Here is a 16133-nt window from a genome sequence, read left to right on the forward strand (position 1 = left end):
AGATGGACCGGCCATGAAACCTGTCCAGGGTGTCGGCGTGCAAATTCTGTGTACCGCTCGCACGGCACCTGTAACGCTTCCGCGACGCTTCCTTCGCAGACGGTCACGGAACGGGCACCGCGCTTGACGTGTCAGTGCCCTACGGCAGACTTGGCCGGGAATCAGCCAATCGATCAACGAGACACAGATCGATCACAGCACGGACTCAGACGGATTCAGACGGATTCAGTACGGATCACGGCGCAGTTCACCGCGCAGTTCACCGTGCGGATCACCACACGACCGCGCGGAGCGCGCGCAGGACAGCTCGCAGCACAGGCAGAACAATCCGCGCCAATGGGGGACGCAGAACATGAGCCAGGACGGCGCACAGGGCCGGTACGCGGGACGCGCGGTCGCCGGCGGCCGCTACCAGCTGCGTGATCTGCTCGGCGAGGGCGGCATGGCCTCGGTGCACCTCGCCTACGACTCGGTGCTCGACCGCCAGGTCGCGATCAAGACACTGCACACCGAGCTCGGCCGCGAGCAGGCCTTCCGCGAGCGCTTCCGCCGCGAGGCCCAGGCGGTGGCGAAACTCACGCACACGAACATCGTCTCGGTCTTCGACACCGGCGAGGACGAACTGGGCGGCATGACGACGCCGTACATCGTCATGGAGTACGTCGAGGGCCGCCCGCTCGGCTCCGTGCTCGACCAGGACATCGCGCAGTACGGCGCCATGCCCGCCGACAAAGCCCTGAAGATCACCGCGGACGTCCTGGCGGCCCTGGAGATCAGCCACGAGATGGGCCTGGTCCACCGGGACATCAAGCCGGGCAACGTGATGATGACGAAGCGCAACGTCGTCAAGGTGATGGACTTCGGCATCGCCCGCGCCATGCAGTCCGGCGTCACCTCGATGACGCAGACCGGCATGGTCGTCGGCACCCCTCAGTACCTCTCCCCGGAGCAGGCGCTCGGCCGGGGCGTGGACGCCCGGTCCGACCTCTACTCCGTCGGCATCATGCTGTTCCAACTGGTCACCGGGCGGCTGCCGTTCGAGGCCGACTCACCGCTGGCCATCGCGTACGCGCATGTCCAGGAGGCGCCGGTCACGCCCTCCTCGATCAACCGCTCGCTGCCCCCGGCGGTGGACGCGCTGATCGCCCGCGCGCTGAAGAAGAACCCGAACGAGCGCTTCCCGAGCGCCGAGACCATGCGCGACGAGTGTCTGCGGGTGTCCCAGTCGCTGCAGGCCGCCGCGCCGAGCATCGTGCCGGGGGCCAGGACGTCGAGCGGCGCGGGCGTCGGCTCGGCCGTCTTCCCGCCCGTGGACCAGGCGATGCCGGCCCCGGGTCCCGTGCAGACGCCGTACCAGCCCAATCCCTATGGCGCGCCGACCCCGCCGCCCGCGCCGTCCCAGGCGTACGGGTATCCGCAGCAGGGGGGCTACCCGACGCCGGGGGTCCCGGCGTACGCCCCCCAGCAGGGCATGTCGACCCCGCCGCCGTACCACCTCACGCCCCAGGCCCAGACCTCCGTCCCGGGCGGCCCGGGCGGTTCCGGTGGCCGCAAGGGCAACAAGGCGGTCGTCGTCGGCTCGATCGTGGTCGCGCTCGTCGCGATCGGCGGTCTGATCACCGCCCTCGCGCTGAACAACAACGGCGGCGGCGACCAGGGAGGCGGCGGCAGCAGCCCCTCGCCGTCCGTGGTGGCGGGGCACAAGGGTCCGGACACGTCGAAGACGATCGACAAGGAGAAGTGCACGTCTCCTCAGGAGTCGTACAACGACCCGAACAAGATCAAGATCCCGGACTTCCAGTACAAGAACCTGTCGTCCGTGAAGTCCTGCTTCCAGGCCGCGGGCTGGCAGATGAAGATCAAGCACGTCGACGAGAACACCTACGGCCAGGACACGATCATGGATCAGTTCCCGTCCGCGGACGAGGACGTCGATCCCAAGAAGATGCCGGAGATCGAGCTGAGCGTCTCCACGGGCAATCCGTCCTGAACCGCCACACATAAGCCCCATAACACTTATGAGCGCCCATAGCGCGCACAAGTTCCCATAAGGCGGGCCCGGCACTTCACGTGCCGGGCCCGTTTCGTGAGAAGGGGTCGCCCAGGGCTACAGGTACGGTCCGCCGGAGCGGCCGCCCGCGCGCGGGTCCTCGTCACCGTCCAGGCCGCCGACACCCGGCGGGAGCGCGCGGCGCATCTGCTCCAGTTGGGCCCTGGCCGCCATCTGCTGGGCGAACAGAGTCGTCTGGATCCCGTGGAAGAGGCCCTCGAGCCAGCCCACCAGCTGGGCCTGCGCGATGCGCAGCTCGGCGTCACTGGGGGTCGCGTCGTGCGTGAAGGGCAGCGAGAGCCGCTCCAGCTCCTCGACCAGCTCGGGCGCCAGGCCGTCCTCCAGCTCCTTCACGGAGCTGGCGTGGATCTCCTTGAGCCGGACCCGGCTCGCCTCGTCCAGAGGCGCGGCGCGCACCTCTTCGAGAAGTTGCTTGATCATGCTCCCGATACGCATGACCTTGGCGGGCTGTTCGACCATCTCTGTCACCGGGACCTCGCGGGAGCCCTCGTCTCCGGTGCCGCCGAGAGCCATCCCGTCCTGGCCCACGACCAGAATCTGGGGGTTCTCCGGCGACCTTTCGTTCCTCGGCATCTCCATGCCGCCATTCTCTCGCACACCTCCACCCCATCACGGTGGTGCCCCCCATGAAGCGTGATCCACCGTCCAGGTGACCGCCGAGATGCCGGGAAGGAGGGGTCATGTGAGGCTTGCCCCATTGATCATGGGACTCCTCACCGGGAGGGGGTCACCCACGTGACTCCACGGCTCACCGCGCTCCGTGTGCCCGGACTGCTGCTCGTCCTGACGACCGGCGCGGTATCCCCTTCGTACGCCGTCTCACGCGCCGTCCCGTACGCGGTGTCGTACGCCGCCGATCCCGCTCCGAGCGCCGGCGCATCCCGCGCGGGGAGCAGCGCGGGCCAGGGCCGTACGCGTCCGGGGCGCGAGGATCCCTCGGCGCCGGACGAGGACGGGAGCGGGAGCCGCGAGGACACCGTGCCGACGTACACGGACCGCGACCCCGCCGGGGAGAACGCCGCGTCGGACCGCCCGGAGGCGACCGGTGCACCCGAGCCGTCGCGGCCCGCGGCCGTGCCCGTCCAGCACGACGAGGTCGGCCCGGCGACCGCCCCCGAACCGGTCCTCAAGATCCTGCCCCTCGGCGGCGGGCTGATCCTCATCGGCCTCGGCCTGGGCCTCGCCTTCCTCGCCCTGCGCCTGCGACGCGGCTGAGCGGATCGCCCGGGCACCCGGACCGGGTCGCCGGGGTTCGGTGTCGCGGTCGTTGCCGGGGACGGCTCCTCGTCCCCTTCCAGTCCCTTCCCAGTCCTTGCCTAGTCCTTGCCGGGGACGACGAGGAGGACCTTGCCGATGTGGCCGCTCTCCTCCAGGACCTGGTGCGCCGTCGCCGCCTCGCTCATCGGCAGCTCGCGGTCGACGACCGGCCGTACATGGCCGGAGGCGATCAGCGGCCACACGTGCTCGCGCACCGCCGCGACGATCGCCGCCTTCTCGCCGAGCGGGCGGGCGCGCAGCGAGGTGGCGCTGATCGCGGCACGCTTCGTGAGGAGCGCGCCGATGTTCAGCTCCCCCTTGGCGCCGCCCTGCAGACCGATGATCGCGAGCCGTCCGTTGACCGCGAGGGCCCGCACGTTCCGGTCGAGGTACTTGGCGCCCATGTTGTCGAGGATGACGTCGACGCCCGAGCCGTCCGTGGCCCGCTCGATCTCCTCGACGAAGTCCTGCTCGCGGTAGTTGATGAGGATGTCCGCACCGAGCTCGGCGCAGAAGTCGAGCTTCTCCTTGGTACCGGCCGTGACGGCGACCTTCGCACCGACGGCCTTCGCCAGCTGGATCGCCATGGTGCCGATGCCGCTGGAGCCGCCGTGCACGAGCAGGGTCTCGCCCGGGCGCAGGTGGGAGACCATGAAGACGTTGGACCAGACGGTGCAGGTCACCTCGGGCAGCGCGGCCGCCTGCCTGAGGTCCAGGCCCTCGGGAACGGGCAGCAGCTGTCCGGCCGGGACGGCGACCTTCTCGCCGTATCCGCCGCCCGCGAGCAGCGCGCAGACCTCGTCGCCGACGGCCCATCCGGAGACTCCGGGGCCGATCTCGACGATCCGGCCCGAGCATTCGAGTCCGGGGTACGCGGAGGCGCCGGGCGGCGGGTTGTAGAAGCCCTGCCGTTGCATCAGATCGGCGCGGTTGACGGCGCTGGCCACTACTTCGACGAGAACTTCCCCGTGACCGGGAACGGGGTCCGGCACATCCGTCCACGTGAGCACTTCGGGGCCGCCGGGCTGGGTGATCGTCACTGCCTTCATGAAGCTGACGCTACCCCTGTCACACGGTGAGAAGCCCGCGGGCACCGTCCGCGGCGCGCTGCCACGGCGCTCGGCCCGGCGGACGACGACGAGGGTGGTCGCATGGTCCCGGCACGCTGGGTGGGTGTCCGCGGAAGTCCGAGGATTCAGCCCCGAGGATTCAGTCCTGTGGCAGCGGTCGGCTGTGCGGTGCCACCTGGGTGCCGCGCGTGACCCGCACGATGGTGATGAGCCGGTCCGTCAACTGGAGCTTCCCGATGGCCGGATCGTCGTAGCCGAGCACGCGATGCCCCCGTACGACACTGACCACCAGGTCGTCCGTCTCGCGTACGCCCTTGCCCACCTCGGCCTTGACGACCGGCCGTTCCACGATGTCGAGCCCGCTGCCCTGCTGGATGAGGTCTTCCATGACCATGCCGGCGCTGGGGCTGAGCACGGAGAGCCCGAGGAGTCGTCCGGCCGCGCTGGCACTGGTGATGACGGCGTCGGCGCCGGACTGCTTGAGCAGTGGCGCGTTCTCCTCCTCACGCACCGCGGCGACGATCTTCGCCTCCCGGTTGAGCTGGCGTGCGGTCAGCGTGACCAGCACGGCCGTGTCGTCGCGCTGGGTCGCGATGATGATCTGCCGCGCCTTGTGAACCTCGGCCCGCATCAGCACATCACTGCGGGTCGCGTCCCCGACGACCCCGGCATACCCCTCGGCCGTCGCCGCGTCGACCGCCTTGGCGCTGGGGTCGACGACCACGACCTGCTCCTTCTTCAGCCCGGTCGCACAAACGGTCCGCACCGCCGACCGCCCCTTGGTACCGAACCCGACAACGACGGTGTGGTCGCGCAAAGTCGCCCTCCATCAGTTTCCCGAAAGCACCTTATGAGCAGGCCCGTCCAGCCGGCACCGACGACCCACACACCGGTGGAGCTCATTGCTCTGCCCTCTGTCCTCAACCGTCGACCGTATCCGGTCGGCGCCGCGCGATCCCCTCGGTCGACGCGCCCTCAGCCGCCGCACCACCGAACCGCCCTGTGAGGCTTTGGCTAATCTTCATCGAACAGAACCTCACCCGGCATACGCCCGAAGCCACCCAGCAGAGGGGCGTGCCGGGTTCTGTGGTTCAACACCGGTGCAGCATCGTCCGAGACCATGGTCACCACGCCGGCCGGCTGGATCACCGTCGCAGGGGGCAAGCGATGAACGACGAGAAGCAACCACCCTCCAGGACCGGGAGGTTCTCGATTCTCCGGTCTCTCTGGTACCGGTCACGGGCCGAGGCTCTGGACGATGCCGAGGCCGGACGTTCGATCACCATGCCCATCGAGAGCGGCGTGCCGCCTCTCCAGCAGGTTCTACGGCGCTTGGCCATGGCCCTGTTGGTGCTGGCCGTCACTACGTTTCTCGTCTGGTTCGACCGGGACGGCTACAACGACAACTCGGACGGCAGCGTCGACTTCCTCGATGCCGCGTACTACGCGACCGTCACCCTCTCGACCACCGGGTACGGCGACATCACCCCGGTCAGCGACGCTGCCCGGCTCACCAACATCCTGGTCATCACCCCGCTGCGCGTCCTCTTTCTGATCATCCTGGTCGGGACCACGCTCGAAGTGCTCACCGAGCGCACCCGCCAACAGGTGCGGGTGCATCGCTGGCGCTCCCGCATGCGGGATCACGTGGTCGTCGTCGGCTACGGGACCAAAGGCCGGCACGCCATCGAGACGCTTCTGGGGCAGGGCATCCCCAAGGACAAGATCGTTGTTGTCGACCCGCAGCGGAAGATCGTGGAGGCCGCCGGCACCGACGGGCTGGTTTCGGTACTCGGAGATGCCACCCGCTCCGACACCCTTCGAAAGGCCGAGTTGCAGAGTGCCGCCCAGGTGATCGTTGCCCCTGAGCGCGACGACACCGCGGCATTGGTCACCCTCACCGCGCGCCAGCTCAACAAGCGCGCGACCATCGTCGCCGCGGTGCGGGAAGACGAGAACGTACCGCTGTTGAGGCAGAGCGGCGCCGATACGGTCGTTACCAGCTCCAGCTCCGCAGGACGTCTCCTCGGTGTGTCCATGGCCAGCCCTCATGCCGCAGACGCTTTGGAGGACCTGATGACCTCCGGAAGTGGACTGGATCTCGCGGAGCGACCGGTGACCAAGGACGAGGTTGGTCGATCGCCTCGGGAGTGCACGGATCTGATCGTGGCCGTCGTACGCGGGAACGCAGTCTTCGACTACTCCGAGCCGCAGGCCGCGACCCTCCAGGCCGGAGACCGTGTGATCTCGATCAGGCAGTCAGTATCCAGCAGCTGATCAGGCAAAACGTGACCGTGGCGTTGTGCTGCGTGCAAGTGTCGGCTCGTCATGACGTCAACATTCACGGCCAAAGTTCTGGGAGACCAAGCTCTGATGACCTTTACCAGCCGGACCGGCCGCCTGGCATGCGTCGCCGTGCTCTCCGCCACCGCGGTCGCAGGGTGCACGAGCAGCCACACCACCGCGTCCGGACAGGGCAAGTCGAGCGCACCCGCTCACACCAGCGCCCCCACCCCAACGACGGCGGAGACCACGCATCCGGCCACTGTCCCCGCGGACACGGTTTCCAAAGCGCCGAATCTCGCTCAGGACGACATCAAGACCGTGGCGTCCGCCGCCTCCGTCACAGGCAGCGCCGCATATCCCCTCAAGGGCGGAGTCCTAGCGGGCAAAACCCTTGCTACCGCAGTGAACTGTGAAGGCAAGGGGACCCTGACGGTGACCCTGAAGCCGACAGGATTCAGCTTCCCGCTGCAATGCGAGGACGGGAAAGTCAGTCCCATCTTCAACGAGATCGAGCTGCCCGAGAGGCACAAGAGCGCATACCTCCAGTTCACCGTCTCCTCGATGGCCATCAAGTGGTCATTCGCGGCAGGCTGGGACCCGCACCCTCCAAAACACGAGGATGCCGACGGCTCGGCGTGAAAGTTTCACGTGAAACACTCCCCGATCCGGCTCACCGTCCGGTTCATGCCCCACTCGTCTCAGGCATTCCCCATACCGGCCCATGCCCAGGGCAGATCGAGGAGTTCCAGCTCCTGACCCGGACGGGCGCCGCCGGGCGGTACGACCGCGAGGGCGTCGGAAGCCGCGATGCCCCGCAGCATGGCCGGACCGTTGTAGTGCAGCGGCATGGCCCGGTCGGCACGCACCACGACGGGGATGAGCCGGGTGTCGTACGGGTGACCGTGGACCGCTTCCCCGAGGGGCAGCGTGTACGGCTCCGGGGCCACCCGGCCTGCCAGGATGCGCAGGAGCGGCTCGGCGAGCGTCAGCAGGCCGGAGACGGCCGCCAGGGGGTTGCCCGGCAGGCCGACGAGGTGCTGGTTCTCCTTGGTGCGGGCCAGGACCATGGGGTGACCCGGGCGGACCTTGACACCGTCCACGAGGAGTTGGGCGCCGATCCGGCTCAGGGTGGGGTGGACGTGGTCGACGGGGCCCGAGGCGGTGCCCCCGGTCGTGACGATCAGGTCGGCGTCGGAGCGGGTGATCGCCTTGTGCAGGGCTTTGGCGTCGTCGCCCAGCCTGCGTACCGCGAGGACCTCGGCACCGAGCGCGCGCAGCCAGGGCGGCAGCATCGGGCCGAGCGCGTCCCGGATCAGGCCCTCCTGGGGGAGCCCCTCGGTGAGCAATTCATCACCGAGGACGAGGACTTCGGCGCGGGGACGGGGGACCGCGGTGAGCGTGTCGTATCCGGCGGCCGCGGCGAGGCCCAGCACGGCGGGGGTGACCAGGGCGCCGGCCGGCAGGAGCTGGTCGCCGCTGCGGCACTCCTGGCCACGGGGCCGGATGTCCTGCCCGTGCACGGTCTCCCGGGTGGCGTGCAGCCGCCCCTTGTCGTCGAGGCGCCCGTGCTCGCTGCGCAGCACGGCGGTGGCGTCCTGCGGGATGCGCGCGCCGGTGGCGATCCGCACCGCCTCTCCGTCGATGAGCGGCTCCGGCTTCGCGTGGCCCGCGAGTACCCGCTCCTCGCGGAGGTCCCAGGGGCCGGGTCCGGCGACCGCATAGCCGTCCATCGCGGAGGTGTCGAAGGAGGGGAGGTCGGTGAGCGCGGCGAGCGGGGCGGCGAGGACCAGGCCCAGGGCCGCGTCCAGGGACACGGAGACGGGGGCGCGCCGCGGGACGGAACGGGCGGCCCGCTCGGCGGTCGTACGGGCCTGGGGCCAAGGGGTGGCCTTGTGCCCGTCGCCCTTGCCCTTGGCGCCGGCGGGGGCGTGGGTGCGGTTCTCACCCTCCGATGTGGGCGCGGGGACCGCGGGGGTGCCGTGGCCGTGCCGGGGGTCGGACGCGCCTCGGGGGTCCTTGACCAAGGCCAGGGCCTCCTCCACGTCGAGGTCGTCGGCGTCCTGGCCGAGGGGCCTGGCGCGGGGCGCGTTCATCCGGCGTCGGGGGTCGGCTTGGCGTCTGAGGTCGGCTTGGCGTCGGGGGTGTCCTCGGCGGCCCAGCGGAGCGCGAGCGCGGCGGCCTTGCGGGATGCCTCCGCGACGGCCTCGGGGCCTCCCCCGGCCTGTGCGGCGGCGTACCCCACGAGGAACGTGGTCAGCGGCGCCGCGGGCCGGGCCACACCGTGCGCGGCGTCGCGGGCCACGTCGAGCAGGAGGCCGGTGTCGACGTCCAGGTCGATGCCCAGCTCGTCCTTGACTGCGGAAATCCATTCATTCAACACGTTCCCATGCTCCCTGATGCGGGCCCGGGCCGCGGCGATGTCGTCCCAGGTGTCGCAGTCGAAGGACGCGACGGGGTCGGAGATGCGGGTGAGGTCGAGCGCGGCGGTGAGCCGCCGCAGCGGCAGCCCGGTGACTCCACCGTGGGCGGCGGTGAGCGCGGCCAGCTCCCGGCGCAGGGCGTCCGCGCGGTAGGCGGCCACGAGCGGCTGGTCGCGGCCGTCGGGGTCGGTGAGCAGCACGCCGTCGGGTTGCGCCGGGCCCTTGGGGGCGTCGCCCGTCCGCAGGGCGTCCAGCAGGCGCCCTACCGTCGCCCGGTCCAGGAACGGCAGGTCCGCGGAGAGCACCACGACGTGTTCCGCCGAGGTGTGACGCAGGCCGGCGTCGAGCGCTGCGAGCGGTCCCCCGCCGGGCGGGTCCTCGCGCGCCCACTCCACGGGCCATGCGGTCTCTCTGGGCTCGGCGACGACCACCGTGGTGGTGGCGGTGGCGCAGGCGGCGAGCACCCGGTCGAGGAGCGGGCGCCCGCCCACGCGCAGACCGGGCTTGTCCGCGCCGCCGAGCCGGCGGGCTGCGCCGCCCGCGAGGACGACGGCGTCGTACGGGGCGGCGGGGCCGGGGGTCCCCGGTGGCTCGGACGCGGTCATCCCCCGAGTATGCGTGCCGCCGCGATCACAGGGAACGCAGGAGCACCGCCGGCTGTTCGACGCAGTCGGCCACATGACGCAGGAAGCCGCCCGCCGTGCCGCCGTCACACACCCGGTGGTCGAAGGTGAGCGAGAGCTGGACGACCTGGCGCACGGCCAGCTCGCCCTCGTACACCCAGGGCTTGGGGACGATCCGACCGACGCCGAGCATGGCGGCCTCGGGGTGGTTGATGATCGGCGTGGAGCCGTCGACGCCGAACACCCCGTAGTTGTTCAACGTGAAGGTGCCGCCCGTGAGGTCCGCGGGCGTCAGCGTGCCCGTGCGTGCGGCCTCGGTCAGCCGGGCGAACTCCGCGCTCAGCGATTCCGCGTCGCGCGTGTGGGCGTCCCGGACGACGGGGACGACGAGACCGCGCTCGGTCTGTGCCGCGAAGCCCAGGTGGACGTGGTCGAGGCGGACGATCTCGCGGGCTTCCGTGTCGACCGTGGAGTTGAGCTCCGGGTAGCGGGCCAGTGCGGCGGTGCAGATGCGGGCGAGCAGAGCCAGCAGGGAGATCTTGGGACCGCCGGTGGCGTTCATCGCCCTGCGCGCTTGCAGGAGTTCGGTCGCGTCGGCGTCCACCCAGCAGGTCGCGTCGGGGATCTCGCGACGGCTGCGGGAGAGTTTGTCGGCGACCGTGCCGCGGATGCCGCGGAGGGGGATGCGGGTGCCGGCCGTGGCAGGCGCCGGGGCGGCGGGGGCGGGTTCGGGGGTGTGCGGGGCGAGCGGGGTTTCCGGCTCCAGGACCGGGGTGCCGGCCGAACGCAACGCGTGCTCCACGTCCGACCGCAGGATCAGCCCGTCGGGGCCGGAGCCCACCAAGGTCCGCAGGTCCAGGCCGCTTTCCCGGGCGAGCCTGCGGACGAGCGGGGAGATCACCGGCACGGGGCCCTCGGCGCGTGCCGTCGTCGCGATGTGGTCATGGGCCGGCCCGGGCTCCCGCGCCGGGGCGCCCGGGTGGTTGTCGGCGGCGGAGTGGTGCGCGGGCCGGGTCTGCGTGTGCGCCCCGGGCGGAGTGGTCGTCCCGGCGGGCGGGCGTACCCTTCTGCGTCGCGCCGGTGGCGCCCCGGTGCCGTACCCCACCAGCACGTTGCCGGAGCCCTCGGTCTCTTCGCCGGAGGACGGCGCGCCGACCGCGACGGTCAACAGGGGGGAGCCCACGGGCAGTTCCGTGCCCTCCTCGCCGAAGCGTGCGGTGACCACGCCTCCGTAGGGGCAGGGGACCTCGACCATCGCCTTGGCCGTCTCGACCTCGACGACGGGCTGGTCGACGGCTACGACGTCGCCGACCTCCACCAGCCAGCGGACGATCTCCGCCTCGGTGAGGCCCTCACCGAGGTCGGGGAGCTTGAACTCGAGCACCTGGGCCATCAGCTGTCCGCCTCCCATTGCAGACGCCCCACGGCGTCCAGGATCCGGTCGACGCCGGGCAGGTGGTGCCGCTCCAGCATCGGCGGCGGGTACGGGATGTCGAAACCGGCGACGCGCAGCACCGGCGCCTCCAGGTGGTGGAAGCAGCGCTCGGTGACGCGGGCCGCGATCTCGCCGCCCGGGCCGCCGTAACCGCCGGCCTCGTGCACGACGACCGCGCGTCCGGTCCGCCGTACCGATGCCGCCACGGTCTCGTCGTCGAAGGGCACGAGCGAGCGCAGGTCGACGACTTCGAGGTCCCAGCCCTCGGCCCGCGCCGCCTCGGCCGCCTCCAGGCACACGGGCACGGACGGCCCGTACGTGATGAGCGTGGCGCTGCGGCCCGGGCGTCGCACCACCGCGCGGCCTATCGGTTCAACGGCCGGTGGCTCGTCGGGGTTCCAGGAGTCCTTCGACCAGTACAGGCGCTTGGGCTCCAGGAAGACGACCGGGTCGTCGGAGGCGATGGCGGCGCGCAGCAGCCCGTAGGCGTCGGCGACGGTCGCGGGGGTGACGACATGGAGCCCGGGGGTCGCCATGTAGTACGCCTCGGAGGAGTCGCTGTGGTGCTCGACGCCGCCGATGCCGCCGCCGTACGGGACACGGATGGTGATCGGGAGCGGCATGGCGCCGCGGGTGCGGTTGCGCATCCGTGCCACGTGGGAGATCAACTGCTCGAACGCCGGGTAGGCGAACGCGTCGAACTGCATCTCCACGACCGGCCTGAGCCCGTACATGGCCATGCCGACGGCTGTCCCCAGGATGCCCGCCTCGGCGAGCGGGGTGTCCGTGCAGCGGTCCTCGCCGAACTCCTTGGCGAGCCCGTCGGTGACACGGAAGACGCCGCCCAGGGTGCCGACGTCCTCGCCCATGACGTGGACGGTCGGGTCGGCGGCCATGGCGTCGCGGAGCCCGCGCGTGAGGGCCTGCGCCATGGTGGCGGGTTTGAGCGCGACAGTGGTCATCGGGCCGTACCCTCGGCCTCGGCCTCGGCCGCGAGCTCGGCGCGCAACTGCGCCTCCTGCTCACGCAGTTGAGGTGTGGGCTCGGCGTACACGTGGGCGAAGAGGTCCATGGGGTCGAGCACCGGGTCCTGGTTCATGCGGGCGCGCAGGTCGGCGGCCATGGTCTCGGCGGCCTCGCGGGCCTCCCGTATGCCGTCGTCGTCGAGCAGGCCGCGCTCGGTCAACTCGTGCTCCAGGAGGGCGATCGGGTCGTGCGCCCGCCAGGTCTCGACCTCGGCGTCGCCGCGGTAGCGGGTGGCGTCGTCGGCGTTCGTGTGGGCCTCCATGCGGTACGTCACGGCCTCGACCAGCGTCGGACCGCCTCCCGCGCGCGCGTGGCGCACGGCGTCGCTCAGGACCTCGTGCACGGCCGCCGCGTCGTTGCCGTCGACCAGCCGGCCGGGCATTCCGTAACCGACGGCCTTGTGGGCCAGGGAGGGGGCTGCGGTCTGCTTGGCGAGCGGGACGGAGATGGCGAAGCCGTTGTTCTGGACGAGGAAGACGACCGGGGCCTGCCAGACCGCCGCGAAGTTCAGCGCCTCGTGGAAGTCGCCCTCGCTGGTGCCGCCGTCGCCGACCAGGGCGAGCGCGACCACGTCGTCGCCCTTGAGGCGGGCGGCGTGCGCGAGGCCCACGGCGTGCGGGAGCTGGGTGGCGAGGGGGGTGCACAGGGGTGCGATGCGGTGCTCGTGGGGGTCGTAGCCGGTGTGCCAGTCGCCGCGCAGGAGGGTGAGGGCCTGGACGGGGTCGAGGCCGCGGGCGACGGCGGCGAGGGTGTCGCGGTAGCTCGGGAAGAGCCAGTCTCGCTCCTCCAGGACGAGTGCGGCGGCGACCTCGCAGGCCTCCTGGCCGGTGCTGGAGGGGTAGACGGCGAGGCGGCCCTGCTTGGTGAGGGCGGTGGCCTGCGCGTTGTAGCGACGGCCGCGCACCAGTTCCGCGTACAGGCGGCGCAGCAGGCCCGGGTCGACCTGCGCGGCGGCTTCGGTGCCGAGGACGCGGTGGGGCAGCGCGTCGGGCAGCAGCGGCGCGGGGTCGGTGCGGGGCTGCCAGGCGGGCGGCGGCGTGGGCCGGTAAGCGCCTCGCTGCTCCATGACCGTCATGACGGCACCTCCTCGTGGGAGCGGCTTGGGCGCTGCACGGGTGTGAGGCGCCTCACCTACCGATTGTTCGGTCGTCGGCACATTTTGGCTACAGGCACCGCCAGGCTGTGGACAAACGGTTCTGCACAGCCTGAGATGGACGCAGTACGTCCATGGTAGGGAGGCGGGGGGACATGGCACCTGAACAAATGGCCGAGCCGCCGGAGGCCGGCCCCGTCCCGCCGCCCGCCCGTCCGCTCGACGCCATCGATCAGGACATCCTGCAGATGCTCCAGGCGGACGGCCGCGCCTCGATACGCTCCGTGGCCGAACGGGTCCATGTGTCCCGCGCCAACGCCTACGCGCGGATCAACCGGCTCATCGAGGACGGCGTGATCCGCGGCTTCGGGGCGCGCGTCGACCACGAACGCGCCGGGCAGGGCACGTCCGCGTACATCACCCTCAAGATCGTGCAGAACTCCTGGCGCACAGTCCGTGAGCAGCTCAGGGTGCTGCCCGGCGCCTCCCACATCGCCCTCGTGGGCGGCGACTTCGATGTCCTGCTCCTGGTGCACACCCCCGACAACAGAGCCCTCCGCGAACTGGTCCTCACCCGCCTCCAGGCCATCCCCGAGGTCCTCAGCACCCGAACACTCCTGGTCTTCGAGGAGGAGGACCTGGAGCCGGAGGGGTGACCGAGCCCGAGGGGTGACCTCCGTGCCGGGGGCGGCCGAAGCGTCACGCCTCGTTCCGGAGCCCTCCGAAGACCAGCTGCGCCACCGCGTCGGCGATCTCGCGTTCGTCCATGCCCCGGCTGTCGGGCCGGTACCACTCGACGAGCGAGTTGATCATTCCGAAGACCAGTCGGGTCGCGAGGCGGACCTCGATGTCGCCGCGTACGTCCCCGTCGGCGGCCGCGGCCTTCAGGAGTTCGGCCACCTGGTGGTCGAACTCGCGGCGCCGCTCCAGGGCCCAGCGCTCGGTGCCCGTGTTGCCGCGCACGCGCAGCAGCAGGGTCACGTACGGCAGTTCCGCGGTGAGTACCTCGACCATGCGCCGTACGACGTACTCCAGGCGCTCCACCGCACGCCCCACGCGCGCGTGCTCCTCGTCGAGGATGGCGAAGAGGCCGTCCAGGGCCCGGCTGACGGCGCGGCGCAGCAGCTCCTCCTTGCCCGTGACGTGGTGGTATATCGACGACTTGGAGATGCCGGCCGCCTTGGAGAGGTGCTCCATGGAGGTGCCGTCGTAGCCGCGTTCGTTGAAGACCTGGACGGCGACGGAGAGCAGGCTCTCAGGGGTGTACGTGTCGCGCTTGGCGGTGGTCATGAGGTTCCCTCGCGCTTCTCGGTGGCGTACGCGTGGCGGTAGAGCGCGAGAGAGGGCGCGTAGCGCCCGGAGGGATCGCGCTGGTGCAGGTCGTCCAGAAGGGAGCAGGCCCAGCTCCGGCCGAGCCTGCGGCTCCATTCGAAGGGGCCCAGGGGGTAGTTGACCCCCAGCCGCATCGCGGTGTCGATGTCCTCCTCGGTGGCGACGCCCTTGGCGACGGCGTCGTGCGCAAGATCGACGATCCTCGCCACCGTCCGGGCGACGATCATGCCGGGAACGTCCCCGATGACGCTGACGGTCTTGCCCAGCGCCTGGAAGAGGCCGACGGCCTCGGAGAGGGTCTGCGGGGCGGTGTCCTGGGAGGCCGAAAGGGCGATCCTGGTCGCCCGGCGGTAGTCGAGCGCCAGGTCGAAGTAGACGACGTCGCGGAACTCGACCGACGTCTGGCCGTCGGCGAGGACCAGCTGGCCGCCGCTGGGCAGCACCAGCCGGGTCCCGTGGTCCTCCTCGTCCTCGCGAACCTGGATTCCCGCCTCGCGGATCAGCGTGAGCAGTTCGGAGGCCGGACCCAGATCGCCCTCGGCGACGACGTACGCGGGCGCCTGCGCCTGCTCCGCGGTGTGCGGCTCGGGACGCTCGGCGTCGGCCCCGTGGTCGTACCAGCCGTGCCCCGTCTTGCGGCCGAGCCGGCCGGACTCGACGAGCCGCCGCTGGGCGAGCGAGGGCGTGAAGCGCACGTCCTGGAAGAAGGACTGCCACACGGAGTGCGTCACGGACTCGTTGACGTCCTGGCCGATCAGGTCGGTCAGCTCGAAGGCCCCCATCCGGAAACCGCCGGACTCGCGCAGGACGGCGTCGATCGTCGCGGGGTCGGCGGCCTGCGCCTCGTACACCGCGAAGGCCTCGGCGTAGAAGGGCCGGGCGATGCGGTTGACGATGAAGCCGGGGGTGTCGGCGCAGGCGACCGGTGTCTTCCCCCAGGCGCGTGCCGTCTCGTACGCGCGCGTGGCCGACGAGAAGTCGCTCGCGTACCCGGAGACGACCTCCACCAGCGGCAGCAGCGGCGCCGGGTTGAAGAAGTGCAGTCCGACCAGACGGCCGGGGTTGCGCAGGGCGCCGCCGATGGCCGTGACGGACAGGGACGAGGTGTTGGTGGCGAGCAGACAGTCGTGCTCGACGATGTCCTCGAGCTCGCGGAACAACTGCTGTTTCGCCTCGAGTTGTTCGAGCACCGCCTCGATGACGAGCGCGCAGTCCGCCAGCTCGGCGAGGCTGTGCGCGGGGTGCAGCCGGGCGCGTGCCGCGTCCCGGTCGGCGGCGACGAGCCGGTCCTTCTCGACGAGCCGGTCGAGACGCGCGCCGATCGCTTCGGCCGCCGCGTCGGCACGCCCGGGAACCGTGTCGAAGAGCCGCACGGGGTGGCCCGCGACGAGCGCGACCTGGGCGATGCCCTGGCCCATGGTGCCGGTGCCGACGACGGCCACGGGGCTGTTGAGGTCGAGTGCTGTCATGTGCGCGATCCTCCCGCACGGGGTTTTCCACAGATGCGGCGGACCCCCTTG

Annotated in this window: 14 protein-coding genes and 1 pseudogene; 5 read left to right on the forward strand and 10 right to left on the reverse strand. The window is 71.1% G+C overall.

The features are described 5' to 3' along the window. The first annotated feature begins 352 nt into the window (after positions 1 to 352). On the forward strand, positions 353 to 1990 hold the full coding sequence (locus ACFVWD_RS35120; RefSeq protein ID WP_389602010.1) for a protein kinase: 1638 nt from the start codon (positions 353 to 355) through the stop codon (positions 1988 to 1990). 117 nt (positions 1991 to 2107) lie between these two features. Here the strand turns inward: ACFVWD_RS35120 and ACFVWD_RS35125 are convergent, their stop codons facing one another. Continuing rightward, a complete protein-coding gene (locus ACFVWD_RS35125) occupies positions 2108 to 2650 on the reverse strand; it encodes a bacterial proteasome activator family protein (RefSeq protein WP_389602011.1) in 543 nt (180 codons plus the stop codon). Positions 2651 to 2806: 156 nt separating this feature from the next. Between ACFVWD_RS35125 and ACFVWD_RS35130 the strand changes: the two genes are divergently transcribed. Then, positions 2807 to 3286 carry a hypothetical protein gene (locus tag ACFVWD_RS35130; RefSeq protein WP_389602013.1) on the forward strand — a complete coding sequence of 160 codons (480 nt, stop codon included), beginning with the start codon at positions 2807 to 2809 and terminating at the stop codon, positions 3284 to 3286. A 101-nt stretch (positions 3287 to 3387) separates the two neighbouring features. Here ACFVWD_RS35130 and ACFVWD_RS35135 read toward each other — a convergent pair whose 3' ends face one another. Both ACFVWD_RS35135 and ACFVWD_RS35140 read right to left on the reverse strand, forming a co-directional pair. Next, positions 3388 to 4377 carry an NAD(P)H-quinone oxidoreductase gene (locus ACFVWD_RS35135; RefSeq protein WP_389602014.1) on the reverse strand — a complete coding sequence of 330 codons (990 nt, stop codon included), beginning with the start codon at positions 4375 to 4377 and terminating at the stop codon, positions 3388 to 3390. A gap of 160 nt (positions 4378 to 4537) precedes the next feature. Then, positions 4538 to 5227: pseudogene (locus ACFVWD_RS35140) on the reverse strand (potassium channel family protein); the annotation flags it as partial. Between the two features lie 455 nt (positions 5228 to 5682). Between ACFVWD_RS35140 and ACFVWD_RS35145 the strand changes: the two are divergent. Continuing rightward, positions 5683 to 6675 (forward strand): potassium channel family protein, encoded by a 993-nt coding sequence (locus ACFVWD_RS35145; protein WP_389602016.1) that lies wholly within the window; start codon positions 5683 to 5685, stop codon positions 6673 to 6675. 51 nt (positions 6676 to 6726) lie between these two features. Continuing rightward, on the forward strand, positions 6727 to 7323 hold the full coding sequence (locus tag ACFVWD_RS35150) for a hypothetical protein (RefSeq protein ID WP_389602018.1): 597 nt from the start codon (positions 6727 to 6729) through the stop codon (positions 7321 to 7323). 59 nt (positions 7324 to 7382) lie between these two features. Here the strand turns inward: ACFVWD_RS35150 and ACFVWD_RS35155 are convergent, their stop codons facing one another. From ACFVWD_RS35155 to pdhA, 5 genes are read right to left on the reverse strand one after another with little or no spacing between them, the layout of a single operon-like run. After that, positions 7383 to 8777: a molybdopterin molybdotransferase MoeA gene (locus ACFVWD_RS35155; protein ID WP_389602020.1), complete on the reverse strand. Its 1395-nt coding sequence runs from the start codon at positions 8775 to 8777 to the stop codon at positions 7383 to 7385. Beyond that, a complete protein-coding gene (locus ACFVWD_RS35160; protein WP_389602022.1) occupies positions 8774 to 9709 on the reverse strand; it encodes an NTP transferase domain-containing protein in 936 nt (311 codons plus the stop codon). Before ACFVWD_RS35160 ends, ACFVWD_RS35155 begins: the two co-directional genes overlap by 4 nt. A 25-nt stretch (positions 9710 to 9734) precedes the next feature. Beyond that, the gene (locus ACFVWD_RS35165; protein ID WP_389602024.1) at positions 9735 to 11120 is read right to left on the reverse strand and encodes a dihydrolipoamide acetyltransferase family protein; all 1386 of its coding nucleotides are present in this window, start codon (positions 11118 to 11120) and stop codon (positions 9735 to 9737) included. Then, positions 11120 to 12124, reverse strand: coding sequence for an alpha-ketoacid dehydrogenase subunit beta (locus tag ACFVWD_RS35170; RefSeq protein ID WP_101399209.1), 1005 nt, complete (start codon positions 12122 to 12124; stop codon positions 11120 to 11122). Before ACFVWD_RS35170 ends, ACFVWD_RS35165 begins: the two co-directional genes overlap by 1 nt. Beyond that, positions 12121 to 13263 (reverse strand): pyruvate dehydrogenase (acetyl-transferring) E1 component subunit alpha, encoded by a 1143-nt coding sequence (gene pdhA / locus ACFVWD_RS35175; protein ID WP_389602026.1) that lies wholly within the window; start codon positions 13261 to 13263, stop codon positions 12121 to 12123. Before pdhA ends, ACFVWD_RS35170 begins: the two co-directional genes overlap by 4 nt. 173 nt (positions 13264 to 13436) lie before the next feature. Here pdhA and ACFVWD_RS35180 point away from each other — a divergent pair, with 173 nt between their 5' ends. Further along, positions 13437 to 13937, forward strand: a complete 501-nt coding sequence (locus ACFVWD_RS35180; RefSeq protein ID WP_373558965.1) for an Lrp/AsnC family transcriptional regulator — start codon at positions 13437 to 13439, stop codon at positions 13935 to 13937. Between the two features lie 43 nt (positions 13938 to 13980). Here ACFVWD_RS35180 and ACFVWD_RS35185 read toward each other — a convergent pair whose 3' ends face one another. After that, positions 13981 to 14571: a TetR/AcrR family transcriptional regulator gene (locus ACFVWD_RS35185; protein WP_389602028.1), complete on the reverse strand. Its 591-nt coding sequence runs from the start codon at positions 14569 to 14571 to the stop codon at positions 13981 to 13983. After that, a complete protein-coding gene (locus ACFVWD_RS35190; protein WP_389602030.1) occupies positions 14568 to 16082 on the reverse strand; it encodes a 3-hydroxyacyl-CoA dehydrogenase in 1515 nt (504 codons plus the stop codon). Before ACFVWD_RS35190 ends, ACFVWD_RS35185 begins: the two co-directional genes overlap by 4 nt. Positions 16083 to 16133 lie beyond the last annotated feature (51 nt).

The organism is Streptomyces sp. NPDC058086 (assembly GCF_042885015.1).
Classification (GTDB): domain Bacteria; phylum Actinomycetota; class Actinomycetes; order Streptomycetales; family Streptomycetaceae; genus Streptomyces.

Bases quoted from the DNA above. Each gene is read 5' to 3' on its own strand.
- ACFVWD_RS35120 (WP_389602010.1), top strand. From the start codon at position 353: ATGAGCCAGGACGGCGCACAGGGCCGGTACGCGGGACGCGCGGTCGCC.
- ACFVWD_RS35125 (WP_389602011.1), bottom strand. From the start codon at position 2,650: ATGGAGATGCCGAGGAACGAAAGGTCGCCGGAGAACCCCCAGATTCTG.
- ACFVWD_RS35135 (WP_389602014.1), bottom strand. From the start codon at position 4,377: ATGAAGGCAGTGACGATCACCCAGCCCGGCGGCCCCGAAGTGCTCACG.
- ACFVWD_RS35145 (WP_389602016.1), top strand. From the start codon at position 5,683: ATGCCCATCGAGAGCGGCGTGCCGCCTCTCCAGCAGGTTCTACGGCGC.
- ACFVWD_RS35150 (WP_389602018.1), top strand. From the start codon at position 6,727: ATGACGTCAACATTCACGGCCAAAGTTCTGGGAGACCAAGCTCTGATG.
- ACFVWD_RS35155 (WP_389602020.1), bottom strand. From the start codon at position 8,777: ATGAACGCGCCCCGCGCCAGGCCCCTCGGCCAGGACGCCGACGACCTC.
- ACFVWD_RS35160 (WP_389602022.1), bottom strand. From the start codon at position 9,709: ATGACCGCGTCCGAGCCACCGGGGACCCCCGGCCCCGCCGCCCCGTAC.
- ACFVWD_RS35165 (WP_389602024.1), bottom strand. From the start codon at position 11,120: ATGGCCCAGGTGCTCGAGTTCAAGCTCCCCGACCTCGGTGAGGGCCTC.
- ACFVWD_RS35170 (WP_101399209.1), bottom strand. From the start codon at position 12,124: ATGACCACTGTCGCGCTCAAACCCGCCACCATGGCGCAGGCCCTCACG.
- pdhA (WP_389602026.1), bottom strand. From the start codon at position 13,263: ATGACGGTCATGGAGCAGCGAGGCGCTTACCGGCCCACGCCGCCGCCC.
- ACFVWD_RS35180 (WP_373558965.1), top strand. From the start codon at position 13,437: ATGGCACCTGAACAAATGGCCGAGCCGCCGGAGGCCGGCCCCGTCCCG.
- ACFVWD_RS35185 (WP_389602028.1), bottom strand. From the start codon at position 14,571: ATGACCACCGCCAAGCGCGACACGTACACCCCTGAGAGCCTGCTCTCC.
- ACFVWD_RS35190 (WP_389602030.1), bottom strand. From the start codon at position 16,082: ATGACAGCACTCGACCTCAACAGCCCCGTGGCCGTCGTCGGCACCGGC.